Genomic DNA, 26,550 nt, shown 5'->3' with positions numbered 1-26,550 from the left:
GCACTTTCCTGGCAGAGTCCGTCATTTTCGCGTATTGTTAAAAGGTGATTTTCTAGATATAGGGTGCACATGGCCGCAAACGAGTCTTTATCCAGTGCTCGCGCTGAATTTACTCATGCATTTAATCATGCAGTACCCGGCATTCTGCCCGAAGCTTTGGAAGCATTGCTGACCAAGGCGAATTACAGCGGTACTTCATCGGCTGACAAAAGCCGCATTGTCAATGCGCGTGCCATCCTGCCAGAAAAATGGGATGCCATTTCCCGTGCCATGCCTGTCCACCTGGAGCAATTACTGGACCGCAGTATTACCACGGCTTACAGCACTTTCCGACCCGCCTCTGCCTTGGGCAAGGCGACTGAGCTGGCCCTGCTCGACTCTTCCACCTTCGAGACCACGCTGCGCTTTAATGAAATGACGCAGAATTTCCGCGACAAGGCAGGACAAGCCTTGCTGGATTTGAATATACGTATTGCAGTCTTGTTTGGGCAGGATGACATACGCGAGAGGGAAAACCCTTTCCGGCCTTATTTGCTGGCACGCTGTATTTTCCTGGCGGTAGAAGAACAGAAATTATCGCAAGAAAACGAAGCCATCCTCATCGAGCAACTCGGTGAAACCTTTGCCGCCACCATGGCTGCCATTTATGAAGCGGCCAATTCTGCACTCGAACGCCAAGGTATCAGTGCTAACCTGGCACTCAAGATCAGCAAGGCACCTGAATCACTGCAGACACGCAGCCCGGCCGCTGGCGGGCAAGGTGGCTATGGTGGTACAGGTGGTGGTGCTGGTCCCGGTGGCCCCGGCGGTGCCGGAGCTGGAGGTGGGCAAGGTGCTTACTCCACCATGCAGGCCGGTGTGTTCCCTGGTGCGCAGGCAGGTCAGGGACAGGCCCAGGTAAAGAACCAGGGCGCATTCCCGGCGGCGCAACAAACATCCATGGCCAGCCCCGGCGTGCGCCTTGAGCAATTATTCCAGACCGTGCGCGGCAAACCGCTGTCACTGCCTGCCGCGACTCCCATACTTGCACAACATGCAGGCGGCATGCAGGCGGCAGGACCCAATCCCTATGCTGACATGCCATCTCCGGGCACTGCCCCCGCCAATGCCGGGCCAGCCTGGCTGAGTGGCGACAGGGCACTGGGCGGTGTACTGAGACAGGCTTTTGGCGAAGTCTCTCCCGTCAGCCAGCACAGGGATAAACATAGCGAAGGCGCTATTCCGTTTACTGCCAGAGAAAATCCCCAGAGCAGTTCAGCCCAGGCAGGTGCTCAGGCACGCGCTGGTCAATTTGCCCATTCAGGCTTGTCAGCTTCGGCAGGCCCAGGTAGCAATGACCTTATACAGGTACCAGCCGCCCTGATCGCCTCGCATCTGCAGAATATAGAAAACCAGTTGAAGCAAAGGGTGGAAGCACAGGCGCTGCCACCAGAAATGAGCATGGGCTTGTCCAAAGTCCTGGGGCAAATGCACAAGGTTATGGTGCCTGACAGTGCTGCCATGAAGGATGAAAATGGCGAAATCCGTAACCTGATACGCGAGCACAAGGACGCCTTGTACAGCCTGGCCAAGGATACTGAAGAACAGATGTGCATAGACCTGGTTGCCATGCTGTTTGAAGTCATGCTCTGTGATGAACTGGTGCCCTTTAATATACGTATCAGCCTCGGACGCCTGCAGTTCCTGATCCTGCAACTGGCCCTGAAAGAAAAGAACCTGCTCAGTGATGGCAAACATCCGGCCCGCCTTTTATTGAACCGGATTTGCTCGATTGCCTATAGTGCCCAGCAAATCGGTGATGTCGATAACCACGTAACAGAAGAAATTGCCCGCATCATCAAGACACTGATGCGCCATGACAGTGATGTACCAGAATTGTTTTCACGCATACAGAACAGGTTTGAAACCTTTATTTCCCGTGAATTGCGTACCAATAACCAGCACATACACCGCACCGTAAAAGCCCTGGGTGAAGCCGAGATCCGTTTCATGCGCTTTGCCTGCATCGCTGTGGCGATCAACAAAGCCATGCCCAAAGTGAATGTGGAGATGTCATTCCGCAGCTTCCTCAGGAAAGAATGGGTCAGGGCGATAGAGGCGGCTGAAAGAACCGATGCTCTGCTGGCCAGGCGTTATCGCCTGTTGGTACCGGACTTGTTGTGGAGTGTTTTCCCCAAACTCGATAACGACGACCGCAACCTGCTCTCGTCCATGCTGCCTACCATGGTGGGTACACTGCGTCATGGCATGGACCTGATGGAACTGGAAAAATCCAGGCAACAAAAACTATTGAACTGGCTGGCAGAAGCCCATGCCCAGGCCCTGCGCCCGGCAGCAGACAGCAAAAAACCGCAAGGCCTGAGCCTGCCTGCCATGCATGAACGCTTTGAACAATTTACCAATCAACCAGATACGATAGAACATTCCGAAGTTCATCATTATGAATTCGCCAGGGAGATTTATCAGCAAGGCGTGTTCGCGGAACTGGGTTTGCATACCAGGATGCTGGACAAGGAAGTGCAGAGGCCTGAGCTGCCTGTTGAGACGGCGATTGTTGCTGATGCACCAGCTGAGCCTGAACTCAATCCAGCTTATCTTGAGCGTATAGTCTGCGGTGCTCTGATCGATATCAAAACTGAGAAGCTCAATGCCAAAGCCTGTTTGCGCTGGGTAGATCCGAATCTGATGTATGTCGTGCTGAGTCTCAAAGGGGAGGACTTCCCTGCGGTACTCAGCATACGCGTGCTGTGCCAGTTGCTGGATACAGCCAGACTGCGTTTTGTCGAAGATGAACCCCTGTTTGAACGCGCCATCCATACGCTGCTCAGGTCTGCTGATGAAGTTGATAATGTGCGGGTATAGACCCGCACATTTCAGACTGATCGCTTTGCTTAGAACGTGTTTACGATCTGTAGCGAGCGTGCGTCAGCGGGTTGAAGAGCAGCGCAAAAAGCGGAATGTACTCTAGTACATGAGCATTTTGAGCAGCGCATGAGGCCCCGCATTGATACAAATTGCGCTCGCGCAGTAAGATCGTAAGCATGTTCTTAGTCATCGGTACTATCGATATCAGGCTCAAAGAAACACCACTTCGCTTGTGGCCAGTTGCTTTGTATGCCGTCTTCCACTTCATTGATGGCAGTAATCAGCGCCTGGTCAGAACCCTGCGGGCGCATTTTTGCCTGTACTGCGATCATCAACTGTTCACCCCATTGCAAGGTAATCAGATTGATGACGTGATCAACATGTGGGTGGCTCTCTATATGGGCACGAATCGCATCATTGACTTCTGGCGCAGCAGACTCACCGGTAATCATGGCCTTGACTTCCCTGATGACAAAGAATGCCACCGCCATTAAAAGTACACCCACAATGATAGAGCCTATCGCATCCCAGATCGGGTTGCCGGTTACTACTGACAGCACCACCGCAACAAAAGCCACAGCCAGGCCAGCCAGGGCAGCGATATCTTCACCCGCCACTACCATCAATTCAGACTGACGGGTTTCACGGAACCAGCGGAAGAAAGACTTGCCGCCAGCTATCTTGCGTATCTCCAGCATCGCCCCATACAGTGAAAATGCTTCCAGGGCGACAGAAATACCCAGCACCACCAGAGCAACGATAGGGTTCTTCAGTGGTTCAGGATGTTTCAGGCGTTCTACACCCTCCATCACAGAGAATGCACCACCCAAAAAGAACAACAGTAAAGCCACCATCATGGCCCAGAAATACACCACCCGCCCATAGCCCATGGGGTGAGATGCATCCGGTGCCCGCTTGGCCTCCTTCAAACCCACCAGCAAGAACACCTGATTGATACAGTCAGCCGTAGAATGGATCGCCTCTGCGAGCATGGCCCCCGATGCCGTAAAGATGGCCGCGCCAAACTTAGCCAGGGCAATACCGCCATTGGCACCCAGCGCATAAAAAATCGCCTTGGTAGAACCTTCTGAATTCGCAGACATGAGAATAATTAAAAGTAAGAAAAACCTAACCTTACTTGATTTCTCTGCAAATAATCAATCAGGTATTCTGAATGTTTGCCTTTGCAGAATTTGTTTTTGGTGGATACATATATAGAGAGCTGTTTGTCCCGATAAATTCTTTCAGTCATGAGGCGATGCAGATATGTCGCAAAGCCGTAAAACTCCTACCCCTTCAAGGGGATGGCGTCGGGTTTCACAAAGCCTGCTTTGTGCCGACAGAATCTAAGCCTCCTATGAGCGGCACGGTGGAGTGGCAGGGGTTGGGATATGGGTTCCGGTCGATCAGCGAAATCAGCGTATATAGATAGCCCCCGGAATCGTCGCTCCTGCGCAGGCAGGAGCCCAGCGTCGTCCGTCGATGAACAGTAATCCAAGCGCGCACCCTACAAAATCAGCCCCCCCCCAACACACCTCCCCCAACAATTCCCTAAATAATTTACGCCAAAGGCTTGCAAAGGGGAGGGGAAGTTTGCTATAGTTCGCCTCCCGCTGAAGAGCGGGTGAGAAATGAAGCAAAGCCGGAGATTGAGCGGAGAAGTAAAGGCTGCGGAAAGATCTGGTTGCTGTGAATAGTTTGCAACGGTTTAGCTAGTTCGCAAGAACGAAACAAAACGAAATGAGTTGCAGGTGTTGACAGCGAAAGTAAAGTGCTTCATAATCTCGTTTCTCTGCTGCTGACGCACACAACGCTGCGACGCAAAGCTGGATCAGAAGATGGTCTGGCAGGGTAGAAAAGATTTCGGTTCTTTAACAATTAACAGTCAATAAATGTGGGCACTTGGTGAAGCGCACCAAGCAACTTAGGTTGTTTGGAATGCTTAAATAATATAGCAAGTGTTCACAAGAAATAACAAAGCAAGACGATGATTTAGTAATAGATCATTGAACTGTCAGTATTTTGAGTGAGCGACATGTCACGTATGTGACATAGACAAGAAATTGTCGAAAAACAGAGATTAAACTGAAGAGTTTGATCCTGGCTCAGATTGAACGCTGGCGGCATGCCTTACACATGCAAGTCGAACGGCAGCGCGGGGTAACCTGGCGGCGAGTGGCGAACGGGTGAGTAATATATCGGAACATACCCTAGAGTGGGGGATAACGTAGCGAAAGTTACGCTAATACCGCATACGCACTAAGGTGGAAAGCGGGGGATCGCAAGACCTCGTGCTCATGGAGTGGCCGATATCTGATTAGCTAGTTGGTAGGGTAAAAGCCTACCAAGGCGACGATCAGTAGCTGGTTTGAGAGAACGACCAGCCACACTGGAACTGAGACACGGTCCAGACTCCTACGGGAGGCAGCAGTGGGGAATTTTGGACAATGGGGGCAACCCTGATCCAGCAATGCCGCGTGAGTGAAGAAGGCCCTCGGGTTGTAAAGCTCTTTTGTCAGGGAAGAAACGGTGGTTCCTAATACGGACTGCTAATGACGGTACCTGAAGAATAAGCACCGGCTAACTACGTGCCAGCAGCCGCGGTAATACGTAGGGTGCAAGCGTTAATCGGAATTACTGGGCGTAAAGCGTGCGCAGGCGGTTTTATAAGTCTGATGTGAAATCCCCGGGCTCAACCTGGGAACTGCATTGGAGACTGTAAGGCTAGAGTGTGTCAGAGGGGGGTAGAATTCCACGTGTAGCAGTGAAATGCGTAGATATGTGGAGGAATACCGATGGCGAAGGCAGCCCCCTGGGATAACACTGACGCTCATGCACGAAAGCGTGGGGAGCAAACAGGATTAGATACCCTGGTAGTCCACGCCCTAAACGATGTCTACTAGTTGTCGGGTCTTAATTGACTTGGTAACGCAGCTAACGCGTGAAGTAGACCGCCTGGGGAGTACGGTCGCAAGATTAAAACTCAAAGGAATTGACGGGGACCCGCACAAGCGGTGGATGATGTGGATTAATTCGATGCAACGCGAAAAACCTTACCTACCCTTGACATGGAAGGAATCCCGAAGAGATTTGGGAGTGCTCGAAAGAGAACCTTTACACAGGTGCTGCATGGCTGTCGTCAGCTCGTGTCGTGAGATGTTGGGTTAAGTCCCGCAACGAGCGCAACCCTTGTCATTAGTTGCTACGAAAGGGCACTCTAATGAGACTGCCGGTGACAAACCGGAGGAAGGTGGGGATGACGTCAAGTCCTCATGGCCCTTATGGGTAGGGCTTCACACGTCATACAATGGTACATACAGAGGGCCGCCAACCCGCGAGGGGGAGCTAATCCCAGAAAGTGTATCGTAGTCCGGATTGTAGTCTGCAACTCGACTACATGAAGTTGGAATCGCTAGTAATCGCGGATCAGCATGTCGCGGTGAATACGTTCCCGGGTCTTGTACACACCGCCCGTCACACCATGGGAGCGGGTTCTGCCAGAAGTAGTTAGCTTAACCGCAAGGAGGGCGATTACCACGGCAGGGTTCGTGACTGGGGTGAAGTCGTAACAAGGTAGCCGTATCGGAAGGTGCGGCTGGATCACCTCCTTTCTAGAGTAGCGCGTAGTTAAGTGTCCACACTTATTGACTGTTAATGATAATGAACAGAGAACGGTTTGCGTCGGGGTAGCAATGACCGGACAGCGACTGAAGGTTCAGTAGCGGGTCTGTAGCTCAGTTGGTTAGAGCACCGTGTTGATAACGCGGGGGTCGTTGGTTCGAGCCCAACCAGACCCACCAGGTTGATTGAATAAAAGTGGAATAAAGCTTTTATTTGAATATGGGGGATTAGCTCAGCTGGGAGAGCACCTGCTTTGCAAGCAGGGGGTCGTCGGTTCGATCCCGTCATCCTCCACCAAGAAATCGCAAACCTAAGTCAGCGAATATCAGTAAGTAGTTAAGTACTGATAAAAAGTAAAACGTTGAGATTTAGGTTTGTACTTTCAAAGCGAAAGACATAGTAATAAGTAGTTCTCGTTCTTTAACAATTTAGAAGAAGTAAAGTAGAAATAATCAAAATTATTTCTGTAAAGAGAAGTCAGCGCAGTCAGTAATGACAGTGTTGATGGAAATTATGGAAGGGTTGTGATTGTATCGAACAAACATAGTATTAAAAGCGAGTTTGAAAAAGCTGTCGAAAGACAAGTTTTAGAAATATCAAATTCCTTGAGATACGGCAAACGCTAAAGTAATACTCATAAGTAGTAAAGAACTATAACCGGTTTTTGGTGATGAACCTGAAGTTGAAGAGATTCAATGACAGACACCAGAGGCTAACGTTATAGGGACAAGTGACTAAGTGCACATGGTGGATGCCTTGGCGATATCAGGCGATGAAGGACGTAGTAGCTTGCGATAAGCTGCGGGGAGTGAGCAAACACACATTGATCCGCAGATTTCCGAATGGGGAAACCCGGCCGTAAGGTCATTGCAACCTGAATACATAGGGTTGCAAAGCGAACGTGGCGAACTGAAACATCTAAGTAGCTACAGGAAAAGAAATCAACCGAGATTCCCAAAGTAGTGGCGAGCGAAATGGGAAGAGCCTGCAAGATTTAGCATCTTTGATAATAAAACGGAATGGAAAGTCCGGCCATAGAGGGTGATAGCCCCGTATATGAAATCATCGGTGTGGAACTAAGTTTGCGACAAGTAGGGCGGGACACGAGAAATCCTGTCTGAACATGGGGGGACCATCCTCCAAGGCTAAATACTCGATATCGACCGATAGTGAACCAGTACCGTGAGGGAAAGGCGAAAAGAACCCCGGGAGGGGAGTGAAATAGAACCTGAAACCGTGTGCATACAAACAGTAGGAGCGGACTTGTTCCGTGACTGCGTACCTTTTGTATAATGGGTCAGCGACTTACATTCAGTGGCAAGGTTAACCGCATAGGGAAGCCGTAGAGAAATCGAGTCCGAATAGGGCGAATCAGTCGCTGGGTGTAGACCCGAAACCAAGTGATCTACTCATGGCCAGGTTGAAGGTGCGGTAACACGCACTGGAGGACCGAACCCACTAATGTTGAAAAATTAGGGGATGAGCTGTGGGTAGGGGTGAAAGGCTAAACAAACTTGGAAATAGCTGGTTCTCTCCGAAAACTATTTAGGTAGTGCCTCAAGTATCACCGACGGGGGTAGAGCACTGTTATGGCTAGGGGGTCATCGCGACTTACCAAACCATTGCAAACTCCGAATACCGTTGAGTGCGAGCTTGGGAGACAGACATCGGGTGCTAACGTCCGGTGTCAAGAGGGAAACAACCCAGACCGCCAGCTAAGGTCCCAAAGTATAGCTAAGTGGAAAACGAAGTGGGAAGGCTAAAACAGTCAGGAGGTTGGCTTAGAAGCAGCCACCCTTTAAAGAAAGCGTAATAGCTCACTGATCGAGTCGTCCTGCGCGGAAGATGTAACGGGGCTAAGCTATACACCGAAGCTGCGGATATCCGTAAGGATATGGTAGGAGAGCGTTCTGTAAGCCTGCGAAGGTGACTTGTAAAGGTTGCTGGAGGTATCAGAAGTGCGAATGCTGACATGAGTAGCGATAATGGGGGTGAAAAGCCTCCACGCCGTAAGCCCAAGGTTTCCTGTTCAACGTTCATCGGAGCAGGGTGAGTCGGCCCCTAAGGCGAGGCAGAGATGCGTAGCTGATGGGAAGCAGGTTAATATTCCTGCACCGTCGTATGATGCGATGGGGGACGGATCGCGGAAGGTTGTCCGACTGTTGGAATAGTCGGTTTTTAACCTGGAGAAGGCTGTTAGGCAAATCCGGCAGCGTAATTCAAGGGGTTGAGACGAGTGAATTTATTCACGAAGCAATCGGAAGTGGTTCCAAGAAAAGCCTCTAAGCTTCAGTCATACGAGACCGTACCGCAAACCGACACAGGTGGGCGAGATGAGTATTCTAAGGCGCTTGAGAGAACTCGGGAGAAGGAACTCGGCAAATTGGTACCGTAACTTCGGGATAAGGTACGCCCTTGTAGTTTGACTGCCCTGCGGCAGAAGGACGAAGGGGTTGCAATAAACTGGTGGCTGCGACTGTTTAATAAAAACACAGCACTCTGCAAACACGAAAGTGGACGTATAGGGTGTGACGCCTGCCCGGTGCTGGAAGATTAAATGATGGGGTGCAAGCTCTTGATTGAAGTCCCAGTAAACGGCGGCCGTAACTATAACGGTCCTAAGGTAGCGAAATTCCTTGTCGGGTAAGTTCCGACCTGCACGAATGGCGTAACGATGGCCACACTGTCTCCTCCCGAGACTCAGCGAAGTTGAAATGTTTGTGATGATGCAATCTACCCGCGGCTAGACGGAAAGACCCCATGAACCTTTACTGTAGCTTTGCATTGGACTTTGAATCGATCTGTGTAGGATAGGTGGGAGGCTTTGAAGCGTGGACGCCAGTTTGCGTGGAGCCATCCTTGAAATACCACCCTGGTTTATTTGAGGTTCTAACCTTGGCCCGTTATCCGGGTCGGGGACAGTGCATGGTAGGCAGTTTGACTGGGGCGGTCTCCTCCCAAAGTGTAACGGAGGAGTTCGAAGGTACGCTAGGTACGGTCGGACATCGTGCTAATAGTGCAATGGCATAAGCGTGCTTAACTGCGAGACTGACAAGTCGAGCAGGTACGAAAGTAGGACATAGTGATCCGGTGGTTCTGTATGGAAGGGCCATCGCTCAACGGATAAAAGGTACTCTGGGGATAACAGGCTGATTCCTCCCAAGAGTTCATATCGACGGGGAGTTTGGCACCTCGATGTCGGCTCATCACATCCTGGGGCTGTAGCCGGTCCCAAGGGTATGGCTGTTCGCCATTTAAAGTGGTACGTGAGCTGGGTTTAAAACGTCGTGAGACAGTTTGGTCCCTATCTGCCGTGGGCGTTGGAAGTTTGAAGGGGGCTGCTCCTAGTACGAGAGGACCGGAGTGGACGAACCTCTGGTGTATCGGTTGTCACGCCAGTGGCATTGCCGAGTAGCTATGTTCGGAAGAGATAACCGCTGAAAGCATCTAAGCGGGAAACTCGCCTTAAGATGAGACTTCCCAGAGACTTGATCTCTTTAAAGGGTCGTTCGAGACCAGGACGTTGATAGGCTGGGTGTGGAAGTGCAGTAATGCATTAAGCTAACCAGTACTAATTGCCCGTAAGGCTTGTCCCTATAACCTTAGCAGGTAATAGGCTACGACAAGTATTGTGAAGTGTTTGCGAAATGTGCCTCTGTGAAAATCAATAGAACAGAGAGCAAGTTCGACAGCAGTCACAACCACCACAGTAAGCGATGGTCTCGCTTACTGTGAAAATTAAGTAACTCTTGATTAGTGCGAATAAGATCGCACACTCTACGACACTTCTTCTGAATTGGATTTGTTGCAGGCCACAAAACAACGTGACCCTCAACGAATCAACAAGTTATGCCTGATGACCATAGCTAATCGGTACCACCCCTTCCCATCCCGAACAGGACCGTGAAACGATTACGCGCCAATGATAGTGCTGCAACCAGTGTGAAAGTAGGTTATCGTCAGGCTTTTATTCCGCAGACCCCCACTCAAGCAATTGTGTGGGGGTTTTGCTTTTAAGTGAGAATAGTCGATTTTGTAAGTGGTTTCGCAGAAATTAGCGAAATAACAGATGAAAAGACTAGACAAGAAGCATGATTGTGAAGTATAATTTTGCTTCTGTTGATGTGGTGACACACATCAAGTTTATCTGACTAGGCAAGAATATGGGTGCTTAGCTCAGTTGGTAGAGCGGCGCCCTTACAAGGCGTAGGTCGGGAGTTCGAGCCTCTCAGCACCCACCACAGATAAACAGCAAGAACGGTTAAGTAGTTTCGGAGTGGTAGTTCAGTTGGTTAGAATACCGGCCTGTCACGCCGGGGGTCGCGGGTTCGAGCCCCGTCCGCTCCGCCAGTTATAAAGGAAAAAGACAAGCGATGCTTGTCTTTTTTTCGTTTACGGCTTTCTTTTTTTATTGCTTGCTATTCAAAAACCAGAAGTCAATGTCAGGATTGAAGCAGACTGCTATCAATCCGCTGCGGTGTGCAATTGCTACAGTACAGTCTCATATAAAGTCTGCGGGATACTGAGATAAGTCAGGAAGAAATACATACAAAAAACGGAGAGTAATCGCTATTACTCTCCGTTTTTTTGTGCCTGTTCAGGTATGCATTTCAAGCTTGATGATAAATATTGCCGCATTTATTGCACAACCAGGACTCTTCCCAGTGCTTGTACAGACCAGGCCATACCGTTTTATTGTAAGTTCTGGCCCTGTGGACCAAATAGCCACCGGCACCGGCAAATAAGAGAAAAAACAGGGCAGGATGATCTCTGGTGTTGAGACAGGCGAAACCTATGAAAATGAGAAAGGCGCCCGCCCTATATGATTTTCTGTAAGGCGGTGCAGCTTTGGCGGCCATGTTGGACTGTGAGACGCCTTGGGTAAACGTGGTACCAGTTACGACTCCGGGAGTATTTCCTGCGACGGTCCCGCTGGTATGGCTGGTCGTACTGATGTTTTGAGTACCGTGGTCAAAAATTACTTCCAGTCTCTGAGTGTTGTCTGAATGGCATTTAGTACATTGCATGCTAACTTCCCGCTGAAAAAATAAGCAATTTTGCAGTCATCCCGAACATGCTATCGTCGCTGCACTAATTAGAAGTATTTTAACAAATCCGGGCAAACCGGAGTTTGCAAGCGGTGGTTTTTCCGATGTTAACAAGCAAGCTATGGAGGTCTTCCTTGTCCACCATCACTGGACAAATAATAAAAAGCACATACGCCATAGCTTGCCGTGACCACATGTGGCTATCAAGCTGCCAGCGCACCTTCCATCTCACCATCCAGCGCAAATACCACATCACTGAGCAAACTGGCCAGCTCCGCAGTCATCAGCACAAAGTCTGCATCAAAGCGCTCTTCTTCATTACTACCCTTGTCCTTGCTTTCATCAAGCACATCCAGCGGTTTGATGCGCTTGATTGTCAATGTGTCGGTCAGGACAAAGCTGACTTTGTCATCCCAGGTCAGGGCCAGCTTGGTGCATTGTTTGCCAGCAGTAATATGCTTCTGGATATCATCCGGCTCCAGGGTGTAGCGTACATAGCGCACGGTGGCCTTGTCTTCAGTCGAAGACTTGAGTTCGGTATCCTGGTCGATAGTGAAGCCCTTCGGAGCCTCGTTGCCGGCCAGCCAACCTGTCATGGCTGCCTGTGGGGAAGTCTTGGTACGCAGGCCTTCCAGTGGCAGCTTGTCGCAGCATTTCAGCAAGAGCTTGATGACTTCATCAGCCTTGGATGGGCTCGAAGCATCGATGACCAGCCAGCGGTTCACCGGGTCTATCCACACATTGGTATTGCGCTTGACGCCAAAGGCGCGTGGCAACAATTCTTCAGTGATGCGCTCTTTCAAGTCTTTCATGGCCTTGCGACCAGGTGCGAAGCCTTGTTCTTCTTCTATTTCCAGCGCACGTGCCTTGGTGACCTGGTTGATCACGCTGGAGGGCAGCAGTTTTTTTTCTGTTGCCAGCGAGATCAGGAATTGCTGATTGACGCAATGCACCAGTTGATCATTATTGCGTGGTGGTGCCCAGCCCTGGCTTTGCATTTCATTCGAAGCGCATTGCGAAAATGAAATACGTGACAATTGTGCATGTAACTCCTCAGCAGTGATCTTCCAGGGAGTTGTCAGACGAAAAACTTGCAGATTCTTGAACCACATAGCGTATCCAGACGAAGAAAACCTAGCATTCTACACGTCTGCGCTGGGCCACTCACGACCAAAAACACCTCTTTCGCGGCAAGAACCAACGCTTCGTCGCTTTCTGGCATACATGGCAGATCAGCTTTGCAATACTTCTTCCATCGCAGCAAAACAAACCGGCGAAATAACGCTAAACCCTACTAAACAGTATTCAAGGAGATCATCATGTTGAACCAAATCATCAGCGGCACACCAATGTATGTATGGGCAATCCTGGGCTTTCTGGCTTACCGTGGCATCAAGTCCAGCGTCGATCGCGAACTGACAGTCAGGGCAGTGGTCATCATTCCTCTGGTCATGCTGGCCTTGTCGGTACAAGGCATATTGTCTGGCTTCGGTGCTGATCCTCTGGTACTGGCAGCGTGGCTGGCAACCATGACAGCAGGTGCGGCAGTGTCCTGGAACATGGTCAGCGACAAGAACGTGCGTATCCTGGCTGACAAGGGCACCGTGTTTTACCGTGGTAGCTGGGGCCCGCTGGTCATGATGATGTCCATCTTTGTCATGAAGTATGTTGTCAATGTAGCTTTGCACGTGAATCCTGCCCTGCATAGCAACATGTTGTTCGCTGTTATCAGCACTGCATTGTTCGGCCTGTTCAACGGTTTGTTCCTTGGCAAAATGCTGCGTGTCCTGATCATGTACAAACAAGCAATGTCTTCCAGCACAGTATTTACCCGCTCTGCTACGGTTTAAAAGGCAATCGGCTAGCAAAAGCAGGAGGATGAGTAGTAATTCGTAACAAGAAGATGCAAGATTCGCTTGCGGCATCTCAGACAGGGGCAGGGTGAGACAGTATAATGTCCCCTGTCCTTATTTTATTTATTGTCAAAATACAATAAAAATTGCGTGCCATGCTAGCTGAACAAAAACAAGAATTACTGAAACTATTCCAGAATGCGGTTGAACCTATCTTGGCCGGTTCCGAGCTCAAGCCTACGATAGCACTGGAGCGCCCGCGTGATCCTTCCCATGGTGATGCAGCTTGCAATATCGCCATGCAGATCGCCAAGCCGTTGCGCAAGAATCCGCGCGAACTGGCACAGTCTGTTGTTGCAGCAGTAGAAGCACAAAATAGCCCGCTGGTTGCCAGCGTGGAAATTGCCGGTCCAGGCTTCATCAATATCCGTCTTGCAGCATCTGCGAAGCAGGCTGTGGTTACGACTGTCCTGCAAAAGGGTGCCGAGTTCGGCAAAAGCCAGCGTGGTGCAGGGGAAAAAGTGGTGGTCGAATTTGTTTCCGCCAATCCCACTGGCCCTCTGCATGTAGGCCATGGCCGCCAGGGCGCTCTGGGCGATGCCCTGTCTGCTTTGCTGGATGCACAAGGCTACGATGTCAGCCGCGAGTTTTACTATAACGACGCCGGTGTACAGATCAATAATCTGGCTTTGTCAGTACAGGCGCGCGCCAAAGGCTTTGCGCCTGGTGAGGCTGGCTGGCCAGAGTCTGCCTATAACGGCGACTACATCGCCGATATTGCACAGGATTTCCTGGCGAAACAAACCGTTTCTGCCGGTGATTGCGCACCCGTCACAGCCAGTGGCAATGTCGATGATATTGAATCCATACGCCAGTTCAGTGTGACTTACCTGCGTCGTGAGCAGGACGCAGACTTGCTGGCCTTTGGCGTCAAGTTTAACAATTACTACCTTGAAACTTCGCTGTACAAAGACAACAAGGTAGAGACCACCGTTGCTGCGCTTAAAGCGGCAGGCAAGACCTATGAGCAGGATGGCGCACTATGGTTGCGTACGACCGACTATGGTGACGACAAAGACCGCGTCATGAAAAAGTCAGATGGTACTTACACCTATTTCGTGCCGGACGTGGCTTATCACGTCACCAAATGGGAGCGTGGTTACCGCAAGGCCATCAATATACAGGGCAGTGACCATCATGGCACCATAGCCCGTGTACGTGGCGGCCTGCAGGCTTTGAATGTAGGTATACCACAAGGCTATCCCGACTATATCCTGCACAAGATGGTCACCGTCATGAAGGATGGTGCCGAGGTCAAGATCTCCAAGCGTGCCGGTTCTTACGTGACCGTGCGTGATCTGATTGAATGGTCAGGCGGCGGTGATGAACAGCGTGGCCGTGATGCCGTACGTTTCTTCCTGATTTCGCGCAAGGCGGATACTGAATTCGTGTTTGATGTCGATGTCGCTCTCGCTCGTTCAGATGAGAATCCGGTGTATTACGTACAGTATGCCCATGCCCGTATCTGCTCGGTACTGGCGCAATATGCGACGGACGAAGCCGCTTTTGCACCGCTGGCCAATGTCGATCTGTCACCATTGACCGCACCGCGCGAAGCCAGTTTGCTGGCCAAGCTGGCAGAGTATCCTGAAGCCCTGGAAAAAGCTCTGGATGAACTGGGCCCGCATCAGGTTGCTTTTTACCTGCGTGATCTGGCAGGTGAATTGCATAGCTATTACAATGCCGAACGGGTATTGGTGGATGACGAAGCAACCAAACTGGCCAGGTTGGCGCTGATGCTGGCAACCCGCCAGGTCTTGCGTAATGGTCTCGCATTGATAGGTGTATCCGCACCTAACAAGATGTAAGCCAGTAGATATTCAGCTAATCAAACAAGCTCATAAAACACGTCGGAGACGCATGAAATCTCAACAGAACGCCCCAAAACAAAAGAATAGCCAGCGCGGCAGCACCCTGACTGGCATCATCATCGGCCTGGTAATCGGTCTGGCTATTGCAGTGGGCGTGGCCATGGTGATTACCAAGTCATCAACGCCGTTCACCAATAAAGGTGGCAAGTCAGATAAACCCGATGTTCCGCTGACGCAATTGCAGGACCCTAACAAGCCCCTGTATGGCAACAAGGATGCTGCCAAAGAGGCCAATAAGGAACTGACTGCCAGCAAACCGGCTGAAACAGTAGCGCCGCCAGTTAAACCCGTAGAAGTCAAACCGCCAGAAAAAACGGCAGCAGAAAAAGCTGCCGAAAAAGCAGAGAGGGCAGAAGCTGCCGCTGCAGCCAAGGCCGACAATACTGACGAAAAATATATTTACTTTTTGCAGGTTGGTGCGTTCAAGGAACAGGTGGCAGCAGAAAACAGCCGTGCCAAGCTGGCATTGATCGGTTTTGAAGCACGTATTGTGGAAAAAAATTCAGACGCTGGCACCATGTACCATGTGCGCCTTGGCCCATACACCCAACTCGAAACAATGAACCGTACCCGTTCCCGCTTGTCTGAGAATAGTGTGGATGTTGCCGTGGTTCGCACAGTCAAATAACAGACCGGTAAATAATCAACGTGCAATGAGCGTACAAAAAGCGATCAATAAAGGAAACGTGATGCAATTCTTCAGTCAAATCAAACGCCGCATGTTCATGCTGGCTGGCCTGTCTCTCGTGGTTGGTGCCGTCAATGCCAGCCCGACTGCACCTCAGCCTGGCGTTGAATATCAGGTCTTGAAACGCCCTCAACCTGTTGATAGTGGCAAGAAAATTGAAGTCATTGAATTCTTTGGCTATTTTTGTCCGCATTGCTATGCGCTGGAACCTTTGCTGGCAGAATGGGTGAAGAAGCAGGGCGACAATATCTCCTTCAAGCGCATCCACGTGAATTTCCATGACCTGGTACCACAGCAAAAACTCTACTTCACCATGGAAGCCATGGGCAAGGCAGATGAATACCATATGAAGGCTTTCAACGCTTTCCATGTTGATCGCAACCGCTTGCAAACAGATGCCAACATCATGGAATTCGTTGCCAAGTCCGGCCTGGACAAGCAAAAATTCTCCGACATCTACAATTCTTTCTCTATCACCAGCAAGCTCAGCCGTGCCACCCAACTGGCAAATGCCTACCAGATCGACGGTGTACCGTCGATTGCCATTGATGGCCGTTTTGTGACTTCACCAGTGCTGGCCGTCTCGACCATGACCAGGGTGACAGAAGACATACAGAACCACGCAGTCATACAGGTGCTTGATAGTCTGATCGCCAAAATACAAAAAGAGAAGAGTGGCGCACCAGCAGCGGCACCTGCGGCAGCCTCAGCCAGTTCTGCAGCTTCGGCCAGTTCAGCGGCTTCAGCCAAGGCAGCAGCCAAAAAGAAATAAGTAGCAATAGAGTTATAGATAGTCCGCCATCCCGGCGGACTTTTTCATTGGATAACATGAAAACAGTCTTCATCACTGGTGCATCTTCTGGCATAGGTGCCGCGCTGGCCAGAGCGTATGCTGAGCAAGGCGTTACCCTGGGCTTGCTGGCACGCCGCCAGGAAGTGCTGGAAGAACTGCGGCAGAGCCTGCCTAATCCCGGCCAGCATCATATCTATGCCGTGGATGTCACCGATCATGAGGCCCTGGCAAAGGCTGCCAATGATTTCATGCAAGCCGTTGGGCAAGTCAATATCGTCATCGCCAATGCCGGTATTTCGGTCGGTACGCTCAGTGAATATGCAGGCGACATCAAGGTGTTTGACAGCGTCTTGCAAACCAATCTGATAGCAACAGTGGCGACTTTTTCACCTTTCATCAATGCCATGAAAACTTACGCGCACAATGTTGATTGCCGTCTGGTCGGCATAGGCAGCGTCGCTGGCATACGTGGCTTGCCGGGGGCGGGTGCGTATTGTGCATCCAAGGCGGCGGTCATCAGTTATTGCGAATCGCTGCGGGTAGAATTGCGCGATAGTGGCATACGCGTTGTGACGATTGCGCCGGGCTATATCGATACGCCCATGACCAAGGGCAACCCTTACCCCATGCCTTTCCTGATGCCGGTCAAGGCCTTTTGTGCCTCTGCCCTAATGACCATTGATGCCGGCAATACTTACCGCGTGATCCCCTGGCAAATGGGCGTGGTCGCCAAGATAATGCGCATCTTGCCTAACTGGCTGTACGACGCAGTTTTCGCCAGGGCACGCCGCAAACCGCGTGCCGCAGACCAGACATGAGCATGTTGATTGATGCGCTAGGTACCGTGCATCAGCCCTACGTAGTCAATGCCGGGGCTGCGGCTGAGCCGCGTATCGTCAGCCTGGTGCCTTCCATCACAGAACTGGTTTGTGAGCTGGGGCTGTCGCCTTGTCTGGTTGGCCGCACCGGTTTTTGCATACATCCCAAGTCCGTAGTGCAAACTATCCCCAAGATAGGCGGCACCAAGGATGTGAATATAGAAAAAATCCGTAAGCTGGCGCCTACCCACCTCATCGTCAATATTGATGAAAATGAAAAACCAACAGTAGAAGCGCTGGCAAAATTCATTCCCCATGTCATCGTCACTCACCCACTGGTGCCACGTGACAATCTGGCCTTGTATCAATTGCTGGGTGGCATATTTGCTGCGCAGGAAAGAGCGCAGGAGTTGTGTAACCAGTTTGAAACTGCCTATGCTGCCCTGGACCCTGCACCGGCCAGTTCTCAGCAAGTCGTCTACTGCATCTGGCAAGACCCGTGGATGACCGTCAGCCGCGACACCTACATCGCCGCCATGCTGGCGCTGATAGGCTGGCAAACCTGGTCGCCACCCAACAGCATCTTGCGTTACCCGGGTTTTCAGTGGACTAGTGCAATGCAGCATCCCATCGACAGGGTTTTGCTGTCTACCGAACCTTACCGCTTTACTGAAAGCCATGTTGATGCGCTGGAGAAGCAGCTGGGCCTGCCAGTGCAACTGGTCGATGGTGAAATGCTGTCATGGTATGGCAGCAGGGCAATTGCAGGTTTGCAATACCTGAAGCAATTGTCTGTGCAATAAGGTTATGCAATTCTGCGTATCCGCCCCAAATTCGAAATACGTCTATACAATTTACACAAAAATGCCACACTGCATAGCACAATAATTGACACTCTAATATGTCGACAACCATACTTCTGGGCATACCAGTTAAGGTTTTCTATATATTCTTGGAGAAGTTTGTTATGAGTAAGATGCGCAAAGCGATTTTACTTGCCCTGTATGGTGCAAGTGCAGCAACTGTTTTCACTCCCGCCATGGTGAGTGCGCAAACTGCTCCCGCAGCAGAAAAAGCCACAGACCCAGCCATACAAACCATGACCATCGTTGGTTCGCGCCGTGCCAATACCAGCGCCACCAATACGCCACTGCCTGTGGATTTTATCTCGGTATCCAAAGCAGCAGAGCAGGGTGGTCAGTTTGACCTGGCACAGACTTTGGCCAATATCTCGCCTTCCTTCAATTCCACCCGCCAGACCGGTGCTGATGGTGCCGATCTGGTGGATTCTGCTGCCTTGCGTGGCCTGGGTTCAGACCAGACCCTGGTACTGGTGAACGGCAAGCGTCGTCACACGGTATCGCTGGTTAACCTGTTTGGCGCCCGCAACCGTGGTAATACCGGTACTGACCTGAATGCGATACCCGTCATGGCCATCAGCAATGTGCAAGTCTTGCGCGATGGTGCAGCCGCCCAGTACGGCTCTGACGCGATTGCCGGTGTCATGGACATCACCCTCAAGAAAAACCTCGGTTGCGAAGCCAGTTTTGGTTACAGCCAGTACTCTGTCGGCGATGGTAAAAACTATCTGCCATCCGCCTATTGCGGTATCGCCCTCGGTGAAAAAGGCGTATTGGGCATCACGGTGGAATATACCGACCGTGGCCGCTCGAATCGCGCTGACCCAGGTAACCCACGTACTATTGGCGACACCAAGGTCACTGGCCCTACCGTTTACCTTAACGGTGAAGTACCCAACGGCGGCAATGACAAACTGTATTTCACCCTGGGTACACAACAACGTAAGGCATCTTCTGCTGCCTGGGCACGCGGTGGTATAGGTTCTGACGACATCCCTTCCCGCAATTCTGCTGCCATGTATCCGAATGGCTTTGTACCCTACATCAATGGCGATATCAATGACATCTATGGCACCGTAGGCTATAAATGGGATATCGGCGAATGGCGTGCTGACCTGTCGCAGACCTATGGTTTCAACGAACTCAAATACAACATCAGCAATACCCTGAACGCCTCCATCGCCAACAAGGACTTGCTGGCCGGTGGCAAGGGTATCAGCCCCAGCAGTTTTAATGCCGGTGGTTTTTCTTTCTCGCAAGCGACGACCAATCTGGACTTCAGCCGCTTCTTTGATGGCTTCATGAATGGCGTCAACGTCGCCTTCGGTGCTGAATACCGTCGTGAAAACTACAAAATTAACGCTGGTGAACCAGGCTCTTACAATGATGTTGATGGTCTGGGTTTTGGTGGTAATGCCGGTAGCCAGGGCTTCCCCGGCTTCCAGCCTGGTGACCGTACCGACAAGAACAGGAACAGTGTCGCTGCCTATGTCGATGTAGAAACCGACGTCACCAAACTCTTCAAGCTGCAGACAGCGGTCCGTGGCGAGCGTTATAGCGACTTTGGTTCTACCCTGACTGGCAAACTGGCAGGCAGTTACAAGGTGTCTGATGATGTCCTGATGCGCGGTTCCATCAGCACAGGCTTCCGCGCACCGTCGCTGCAACAAGTGTATTTCTCTTCCACCTTTACCGACTTCATCAGCGGCAAGCCTATGGACGTCGTACTGGCACCGAATGGCGGTGCAGTGGCGAATGCCGCAGGCATACCTAAACTGAAAGATGAAACTTCGAAAAACTACACATTCGGCCTGACTTTCAAACCGAATAGTGCATTTGCCATGACAGCCGATTTGTACCGCATAGACATCGCTGACCGCATCGTCTTGTCAGGTCGTTTTGATGCTGACAATTACCCTGCTCTGGGTACTACTCTGCAAGCACTGGGTGTGGGTCAGGCACAGTTCTTTGTCAATTCCATCAATACCAAGACCCAGGGACTGGATTTGACGGCATCCCATAAAACCAATCTGGGTGCGGGCAAATTATCGACTTATCTGGGTTTGAACTACAGCAAGACTGAAGTCACCAAGGTACAGGCTCCGGCATCCCTGAAAGGCTATGAAGATGTCTTGCTGTCTGAACGTGAGCGCCTTTTCATAGAGCAAGGCGGCCCAAGAATGAAAGCCACTCTGGCCTTCAATTATGAGCAGGGGCCATGGGCAGGCGAGTTCAAGGTCATCCATTACGGCTCACAAACCCTGGGTACTTTCTCAGGCACAGCCGCTGGTGTACCAAATGCCTATTACGAACCTAAAACCTCGGCAGACGTGGCTCTGACTTATGCCTTCAATGACACCACCAAGCTGACCATAGGCGGCAATAATGTGTTCAACGTCAAACCGACTCGTCAGGACCCGAATGAAACCGACAATGGTTTCTACTATGACAGCGTACAGTTTGGTCTCGGTGGTGCTTCTTACTTCCTGAAACTCTGGAAAAAGTTCTGATCCAGCGATATGGAGGCTTAGTATCTCCTGAATAAAAAAGCGGTCTGCATGTCAGGCCGTTTTTTATGAGGAAATGAGATATCAGGACTAACTGCTCAGGCAAATTCCGAAGCTGACTGCCTGAGCATATTTCAAGCAATGCGCAAGCCAATAAAAAAGGCTGGACGTTGGTGATAGCGTCCAGCCTAGCTTCAGGCAAGAATTTTTACATGCATCCGTCAGACTTTTTCAGACCCTCAATTTCATTGAATTGCCTTTTGGAAGTTGGGGTCTGCAAATAATTTGCCTAACATTTGCTTCACTGCTTCAGCATGATTGCGTTGTGCGTCCGGGATAGCCAATGCAGCCATCAATGAAGAGTCCCATTTGGTCTCGCCAATGGCTACTTTTTCATAAATGGGTTTGCCGCTCTTTGTAACGGTGAAGCGTACAATAACACTGGCTTTTCCAATTCCGAATGAACCATCAAGGTCATTCTTTAATACTAGCCCACTGATAACAGCATTGGTCTTGTTTCCCAACCTGCCGGCACTTTGTAGTTCAGTACGCAAAGCTTCTTTGATATATTCTGCATATGAATTATTGAACGGTGAATTATATGGATTGCCGCGTATCCGAAGTTGATTCATGCTTTCGTCCACGACGCTAAAGTGACCAGGCTCTGCCCAGGCATTGTCTGGCATGGTTTGCAGTATCTTGACATTATCTACGGTGGCCTGGTAAGCCGGCGCTATTGCAGTACATGCAGTCAGCATCAAAGAAAATAGCAATATGGCGAGCGAAGCAAGCCATGTTTGTCCCTTGTTTGTTACCGTGGCACATGTTGTTTTCATTTATTCAGTTCCCCATTTTTTTACATGTCATTCCGAAAATTTAGCAGCAATCCCTCTGTAACCCCGCGTATTGCCTCAACCTTGGGTACAGGCTGCAATCCCTTGGGACCGTCAGCATTACTTACCATGGTATGAATCGCGTGCTTGTAGCTATGTTTGATTTCATCTTTGCCGGGGCTGACATAACTTGCATTCGTGATGTAGTCACCAGTAACCATGGTGCCAGTCAGACCAAATGTCAAGTCAGTAGTTAAGCCTTTGCTGAAAGCATCTATATCTACAACGATGCTATCTATGGTAATGAACAGTTTGTCAGTAGGGTTGCAATGTCAAAAAATGAAATGATATTCAGTTCTGCTTATTCAGGTTTTTACTCGCTCTTTACTCAAGTCCTGTTGGTCAGCGTTACTCCGGCAATAACCAGCAAGCCACCGACTATCATCGATGGCAAAATAGGTTCACCCAGTATCAGCGCACCGAGGCTGATACCAAATACCGGCACCAGGTTATTGAACACCGCCGTGCGTGCCGGGCCTATGCTTTTCACGCCTTCGTAGTACCAGACAAAACCGATGACTGTGCCAAACGCACCCAGATATACCAGCGAAGCCAGTACTTGCCAGCTCAGGCGGGCGGGTTCAAAGCGCGGTAATTCCAGTACTGCACCCAGGCCCAGCAAGAGCAGACCCCATAGTGACGCATAAGTAGTGGCTGCAATCGGTGACAGTCCCTTCAGGGCGTGACGCCCTATGATGGTGTAGGCGGCCCAGCCGCAAATCGCTGTCAGCATAAACAGCTCACCCTTGCCCAGCGATTGCGATAAATCATGCATGGCACTCATCAAGTCACCACGGGTAATCACCACTGCCGCACCGGCAAAGGCCACCATGATGCCCAGCCAGCGTATTTTGCTGAGCCTTTCTCCAAATAGCAGCGCCAGTGCCAGCGCGGTGACTATCGGGTTCAATGCCACAAACAGGGCAGTGCGCCCGGCGGGCATGTTTTCCAGCGCTGCAAAAAAGCACAGGTTATACAAGAAGATGCCGGTCGCACCGAGTGCAAAGGTCGCATGCATTTGCTGCTTGCTGAGTTTGGGCAAGCCACCTTCGAGACGCCAGGCCAGCAATAACAATAAAACGCAGGCAACAGCAAAACGGATAAAGGCCGCAATCATGTGCGGTATCTCTTTGGCGACCAGGCGTCCGGCAATGAAAGTGCCACCCCAGAACAGGGCGACACAGACAAGTTTCAGATAGGTAGAGACAGGGGCTTTGTTCACGATAATCCAGGCAATGCAAAAGCCTGTTAGCCTACACCAAAATCAAGCCCCTGGTTTTCACTTGTGCATGCTGCGCAAACCTTGTTCATAGATCACTTCGGCTATCTGTATTGCATTCAGGGCGGCACCCTTGCGCAGATTGTCGCCACTGACGAATAGCGCCAGGCCATGTGCTACCGTAGGGTCAGGGCGCACCCTGCCAACGAATACAGGATCGCGGCCAGTCGCCATCAAGGGATTGGGCACTTCAGTAACGACCACACCGGCAGCACAGCTCAGTAACTCAAGCGCTGCATCTGCTGAGATGCTTTTTTCGAATTCTGCATTGATGGACAGTGAATGTCCTGTAAAGACTGGCACACGCACACAGGTGCAGGAGATGCTCAATTCCGGGATACCAAGTATCTTGCGACTTTCATTACGCAGCTTGATCTCTTCTTCGGTATAACCATCTTCAACAACTTGATAGTTGTAGGGCACGACATTATAGGCAATCGGCACCTGCCATTTCTTCGGTGCGGGAAAGTCTATGCCAGCACCATCATTGACCAGCCTGGTGCAATCCTCACCTGCTTTTTGCATCTGGTTTGCCAGCTCTTCGACGCCCGCAACACCACCACCAGACACAGCCTGATAAGTGCTGACGACCAGACGCCGCAAGCCAGCCTTATCATGCAGGGGCTTCAGCACAGGCATGGCAGCCATGGTCGTGCAGTTGGGGTTTGCGATGATGCCCTTGGGGATATTTGCCAGGCCATAAGGATTGACTTCTGCCACCACCAGCGGCACCGCAGGGTCCATGCGCCATGCCGAGGAATTATCGATGACCAGCGCACCCGCAGCCGCGACTACCGGTGCCAGGCGCAAGGAGGTTTCTCCACCCGCCGAGAAAAACACGATATCGAGGTCAGCATAATCAGCCGTCGCCGCATCTTCAACGACGATCTGGCTGCCTTTCCAGTTCAGTGATTTTCCGGCAGAACGCGCAGACGCAAACAGGCGCAGTGAGCGTACCGGGAAATCGCGTTCTTCCAGCAGCTTGAGCATGAATTCACCGACCAGGCCAGTTGCGCCGACGACACCTACATGCATGCCATGGGGGTAATGTTCGAGCGACAAGGCAGAGCGTGACGGTCGCGCTGGACTGGCAACGGAAGCCTGATGATCTTGATGATTAAAATTTGATGCCATGTAAATCTCCTTAAAGTGGCCAGGAGACAGGTATCAAGCTAGATGCACCCGCCTCGTAGGCGGGTTGCGAAAAAATGAAAAAGCGCTAACCCACCATTGCGATAATGGTGGTCTTAATGCTCAGCGTGGATGCAAAGTGGCTTTTCATAAATTGATGGTAACAGACTTGATAAAGACGATCAAGCCGTCGGTTTTGCCGATTCAAGCCTACATAATTTCCAGCAGCAGGACGCCACGCGCAGGCACTTTGAGTTGTTGCGTCTGTTCAAATTCCTGTCCAGTGATCACATCTTTGGCCTTGGCGTTTGCAGGCAAGATTTCTGCAAAGCGTGTTGTCGCCAATTCTGTCTCAGCCGTATTCTTGTTCATCACCACCATGATTTTGTGCTTCTGGTCATAGCGGAAGTACACATAGATGCCATCTTGCGGCGCAAAGTGCATGAGCTTGCCTTGGTGGATAGTGCGCTGGGTCTTGCGCCAGTTCAGCAGGTTTTTGATAAAGGCTTGTGCTTCCAGTTGTCTGGCATTCAGACCTGCACCGGTGAACGCATTTACTGCATCCCCTGTCCAGCCACCGGGAAAGTCTTTTCGGAATGCACCGTCATCCCTGTGTTTGGTGCTGGTCATTAAAATCTCGGTGCCATAATAAAACTGTGGCGTGCGCGGCATGGTGGCGATATAGGTGATCGCCATCTTGAATAAATCCAGGTCTTCATCAAGTGCGCTGTACAGGCGGCTGACATCATGATTGCCCTCAAACAGCACCATCGCTGATGGTTGTGGGTAGAGCTGGTCATTGATCAGGGCTTCATACAAAGTGGCAAAGCCGGAATGCAGGTTTTCTGGCGCGACCAAAGCTTTGCGCAGCGTATCGTGCAAGGGATAGTCCATCATGCTGGGCATATGCGAGACATAGCCATTCGCATTCTTGTGCCCGCGCAGCCAGTGCGCCACCAGGTTGGGGTTGTCTGACCATTCCTCACCTACCAGTGTCAGGTGGGGGTATTCCTGCATGACACGGCGCGACCACTCTGTTAAAAAGGCTGGATCAGAATAGCCATAAGTATCTGCCCGTATGCCTGCCAGCCCGGCATACTCTATCCACCAGATGGTATTTTGTATCTGGTAGTTCGCCACCAGCGGGTTACGCTGGTTCATGTCCGGCATGTGCACTTCAAACCAGCCCTGGGTGAAATTCTTTTTATCGATGGCAGACGCATACGGGTCACTGACCGTAGTACGCGCATGGTAGGTCGGTACAAATTCACTGTTGTAACTGAGCCAATCTTTGCCGGGCAAATCCTTCATCCACCAGTGGCCGTCTCCTATGTGATTCAGCACGATATCCTGGATCACACCTATGCCTTTCTTTTTTGCTTCGGCTACCAGCCGGAGATATTCTTCATTGCTGCCCAGGCGGGCATCGACTTTGTAATAATCGGTGGCGGCATAGCCATGGTAAGAATAAGCGTGCTGATTATTCTCTACGACCGGCGTAGGCCAGAGCATGGTGTAACCCATGCCAGCAATGTAATCCAAGTGGTCACGTATGCCTTTCAGGTCGCCACCATGGCGGCCAGCGCTGGCATCATTGCGGTCCAGCTTGTCGGCAAAGCCGGGCAGACTGTCATTGCTGGTGTCGCCATTGGCAAAGCGGTCTGGCATAAGATTCAGGATTGCATCTGCTGGGCCAAATCCCTGCCTTTGTGCCGATCCTGGCTCACGCGCTCTGAGTTCATAAGGAATGGAAAATTGCTGAGTGCCCTGTTGCATGCGTATCTCGAATTTGCCTGCGCGGGCGGCTGACGCAATCTGTAAATCCAGAAACAGATAATTGGGGTTGCTGAGTTTGTGCATGCCCTTGATGTGCACGCCTGGATAATTGATACGTGCTGTATAGGTGGCAATTTGTTTGCCATGCAGCATGATTTGCAGCTTGTCACTCTTCATCCCTACCCACCAGAAGGCGGGCTCCGCATGTTCCATGGCTGGCTGGGCCTGTACCAGTCCTGCTGACAGGGTAAACAAACTAATGAGCAGACCTGCAAGGGCATGGGTTTTCATCTCGTCTCCTGATGAATAAGTTTGGTATTTTATGTATTTAAACTACATTTTTATGCTTATTCTAAGTTATTACGGTTTATTAAGGGATTTTATTCATGATGAAAATGTATTTTGATTACATTTCTCTTTTTGCCCGTCGCAAGCATGCTGGCCACAAAGCCGGAACTAGAACGAGAAATTGCCTCTTTTTTGAGCT

At 50.8% G+C, this 26,550-nt stretch carries 15 protein-coding genes, 4 tRNA genes and 3 rRNA genes; 15 read left to right on the top strand and 7 right to left on the bottom strand.

What is annotated here, in order from left to right:
- The first annotated feature begins 69 nt into the window (after positions 1-69).
- On the top strand, positions 70-2,862 hold the full coding sequence (locus UNDYM_RS27160) for a DUF1631 family protein (RefSeq protein ID WP_162043934.1): 2,793 nt from the start codon (positions 70-72) through the stop codon (positions 2,860-2,862).
- A gap of 185 nt (positions 2,863-3,047) precedes the next feature.
- On the opposite strand, the gene UNDYM_RS27155 is transcribed toward UNDYM_RS27160, so the two are convergent.
- A complete protein-coding gene (locus UNDYM_RS27155; protein ID WP_162043933.1) occupies positions 3,048-3,968 on the bottom strand; it encodes a cation diffusion facilitator family transporter in 921 nt (306 codons plus the stop codon).
- 979 nt (positions 3,969-4,947) lie between these two features.
- Here UNDYM_RS27155 and UNDYM_RS27150 point away from each other — a divergent pair.
- The 7 genes from UNDYM_RS27150 (at position 4,948) to UNDYM_RS27120 (ending at position 10,836) form a co-directional block, all read left to right on the top strand.
- A 16S ribosomal RNA gene (locus UNDYM_RS27150) occupies positions 4,948-6,476 on the top strand.
- 112 nt (positions 6,477-6,588) lie between these two features.
- A tRNA-Ile gene (locus UNDYM_RS27145) sits at positions 6,589-6,665 on the top strand.
- 42 nt (positions 6,666-6,707) lie between these two features.
- Positions 6,708-6,783: transfer RNA gene (locus UNDYM_RS27140), tRNA-Ala, on the top strand.
- Between the two features lie 427 nt (positions 6,784-7,210).
- A 23S ribosomal RNA gene (locus UNDYM_RS27135) occupies positions 7,211-10,082 on the top strand.
- 256 nt (positions 10,083-10,338) lie between these two features.
- A 5S ribosomal RNA gene (gene rrf / locus UNDYM_RS27130) occupies positions 10,339-10,451 on the top strand.
- The 16S, 23S and 5S rRNA genes sit together here with 4 tRNA genes alongside, the layout of an rRNA operon.
- Positions 10,452-10,651: 200 nt before the next feature.
- A tRNA-Val gene (locus UNDYM_RS27125) sits at positions 10,652-10,727 on the top strand.
- 32 nt (positions 10,728-10,759) lie between these two features.
- Positions 10,760-10,836 (top strand) — tRNA-Asp (locus UNDYM_RS27120).
- A gap of 901 nt (positions 10,837-11,737) precedes the next feature.
- On the opposite strand, the gene UNDYM_RS27115 is transcribed toward UNDYM_RS27120, so the two are convergent.
- Positions 11,738-12,646, bottom strand: coding sequence for a recombination-associated protein RdgC (locus tag UNDYM_RS27115; protein WP_162043932.1), 909 nt, complete (start codon positions 12,644-12,646; stop codon positions 11,738-11,740).
- A 207-nt stretch (positions 12,647-12,853) separates the two neighbouring features.
- Between UNDYM_RS27115 and UNDYM_RS27110 the strand changes: the two genes are divergently transcribed.
- The 7 genes from UNDYM_RS27110 to UNDYM_RS27080 all read left to right on the top strand — a co-directional run bounded on the left by UNDYM_RS27110 (position 12,854) and on the right by UNDYM_RS27080 (position 20,987).
- Positions 12,854-13,384: a DUF6622 family protein gene (locus UNDYM_RS27110; RefSeq protein WP_162043931.1), complete on the top strand. Its 531-nt coding sequence runs from the start codon at positions 12,854-12,856 to the stop codon at positions 13,382-13,384.
- 158 nt (positions 13,385-13,542) lie between these two features.
- Positions 13,543-15,255 (top strand): arginine--tRNA ligase, encoded by a 1,713-nt coding sequence (argS, locus tag UNDYM_RS27105; RefSeq protein ID WP_162043930.1) that lies wholly within the window; start codon positions 13,543-13,545, stop codon positions 15,253-15,255.
- Positions 15,256-15,307: 52 nt separating this feature from the next.
- Positions 15,308-15,946 carry an SPOR domain-containing protein gene (locus tag UNDYM_RS27100; RefSeq protein WP_162043929.1) on the top strand — a complete coding sequence of 213 codons (639 nt, stop codon included), beginning with the start codon at positions 15,308-15,310 and terminating at the stop codon, positions 15,944-15,946.
- Between the two features lie 61 nt (positions 15,947-16,007).
- Positions 16,008-16,778, top strand: coding sequence for a thiol:disulfide interchange protein DsbA/DsbL (locus tag UNDYM_RS27095; protein ID WP_162043928.1), 771 nt, complete (start codon positions 16,008-16,010; stop codon positions 16,776-16,778).
- 56 nt (positions 16,779-16,834) lie between these two features.
- Complete coding sequence (locus tag UNDYM_RS27090; RefSeq protein ID WP_162043927.1) at positions 16,835-17,617, top strand: SDR family oxidoreductase; 783 nt, start codon at positions 16,835-16,837, stop codon at positions 17,615-17,617.
- The gene (locus UNDYM_RS27085) at positions 17,614-18,420 is read left to right on the top strand and encodes a helical backbone metal receptor (protein WP_370529415.1); all 807 of its coding nucleotides are present in this window, start codon (positions 17,614-17,616) and stop codon (positions 18,418-18,420) included. The genes UNDYM_RS27090 and UNDYM_RS27085 overlap by 4 nt, the downstream gene beginning before the upstream one ends.
- A 164-nt stretch (positions 18,421-18,584) precedes the next feature.
- Positions 18,585-20,987, top strand: coding sequence for a TonB-dependent siderophore receptor (locus tag UNDYM_RS27080; RefSeq protein ID WP_162043926.1), 2,403 nt, complete (start codon positions 18,585-18,587; stop codon positions 20,985-20,987).
- A gap of 242 nt (positions 20,988-21,229) precedes the next feature.
- Here the strand turns inward: UNDYM_RS27080 and UNDYM_RS27075 are convergent, their stop codons facing one another.
- The 5 genes from UNDYM_RS27075 to UNDYM_RS27055 form a co-directional block, all read right to left on the bottom strand.
- Positions 21,230-21,820, bottom strand: a complete 591-nt coding sequence (locus UNDYM_RS27075) for a hypothetical protein (RefSeq protein WP_162043925.1) — start codon at positions 21,818-21,820, stop codon at positions 21,230-21,232.
- Between the two features lie 20 nt (positions 21,821-21,840).
- Positions 21,841-22,062 (bottom strand): hypothetical protein, encoded by a 222-nt coding sequence (locus UNDYM_RS27070; RefSeq protein ID WP_162043924.1) that lies wholly within the window; start codon positions 22,060-22,062, stop codon positions 21,841-21,843.
- 143 nt (positions 22,063-22,205) lie between these two features.
- The gene (locus UNDYM_RS27065; RefSeq protein ID WP_232063614.1) at positions 22,206-23,099 is read right to left on the bottom strand and encodes a DMT family transporter; all 894 of its coding nucleotides are present in this window, start codon (positions 23,097-23,099) and stop codon (positions 22,206-22,208) included.
- Positions 23,100-23,156: 57 nt separating this feature from the next.
- Positions 23,157-24,290 (bottom strand): aspartate-semialdehyde dehydrogenase, encoded by a 1,134-nt coding sequence (locus tag UNDYM_RS27060; RefSeq protein ID WP_232063613.1) that lies wholly within the window; start codon positions 24,288-24,290, stop codon positions 23,157-23,159.
- Positions 24,291-24,497: 207 nt separating this feature from the next.
- On the bottom strand, positions 24,498-26,354 hold the full coding sequence (locus UNDYM_RS27055) for a glycoside hydrolase family 13 protein (RefSeq protein ID WP_162043923.1): 1,857 nt from the start codon (positions 26,352-26,354) through the stop codon (positions 24,498-24,500).
- Positions 26,355-26,550 lie beyond the last annotated feature (196 nt).

This window comes from Undibacterium sp. YM2 (assembly GCF_009937975.1).
Classification (GTDB): Bacteria; Pseudomonadota; Gammaproteobacteria; order Burkholderiales; family Burkholderiaceae_D; genus Undibacterium.
Note: the sequence above shows the minus strand (reverse complement) of the source record. Positions and strands in the feature narration are given on the sequence as shown.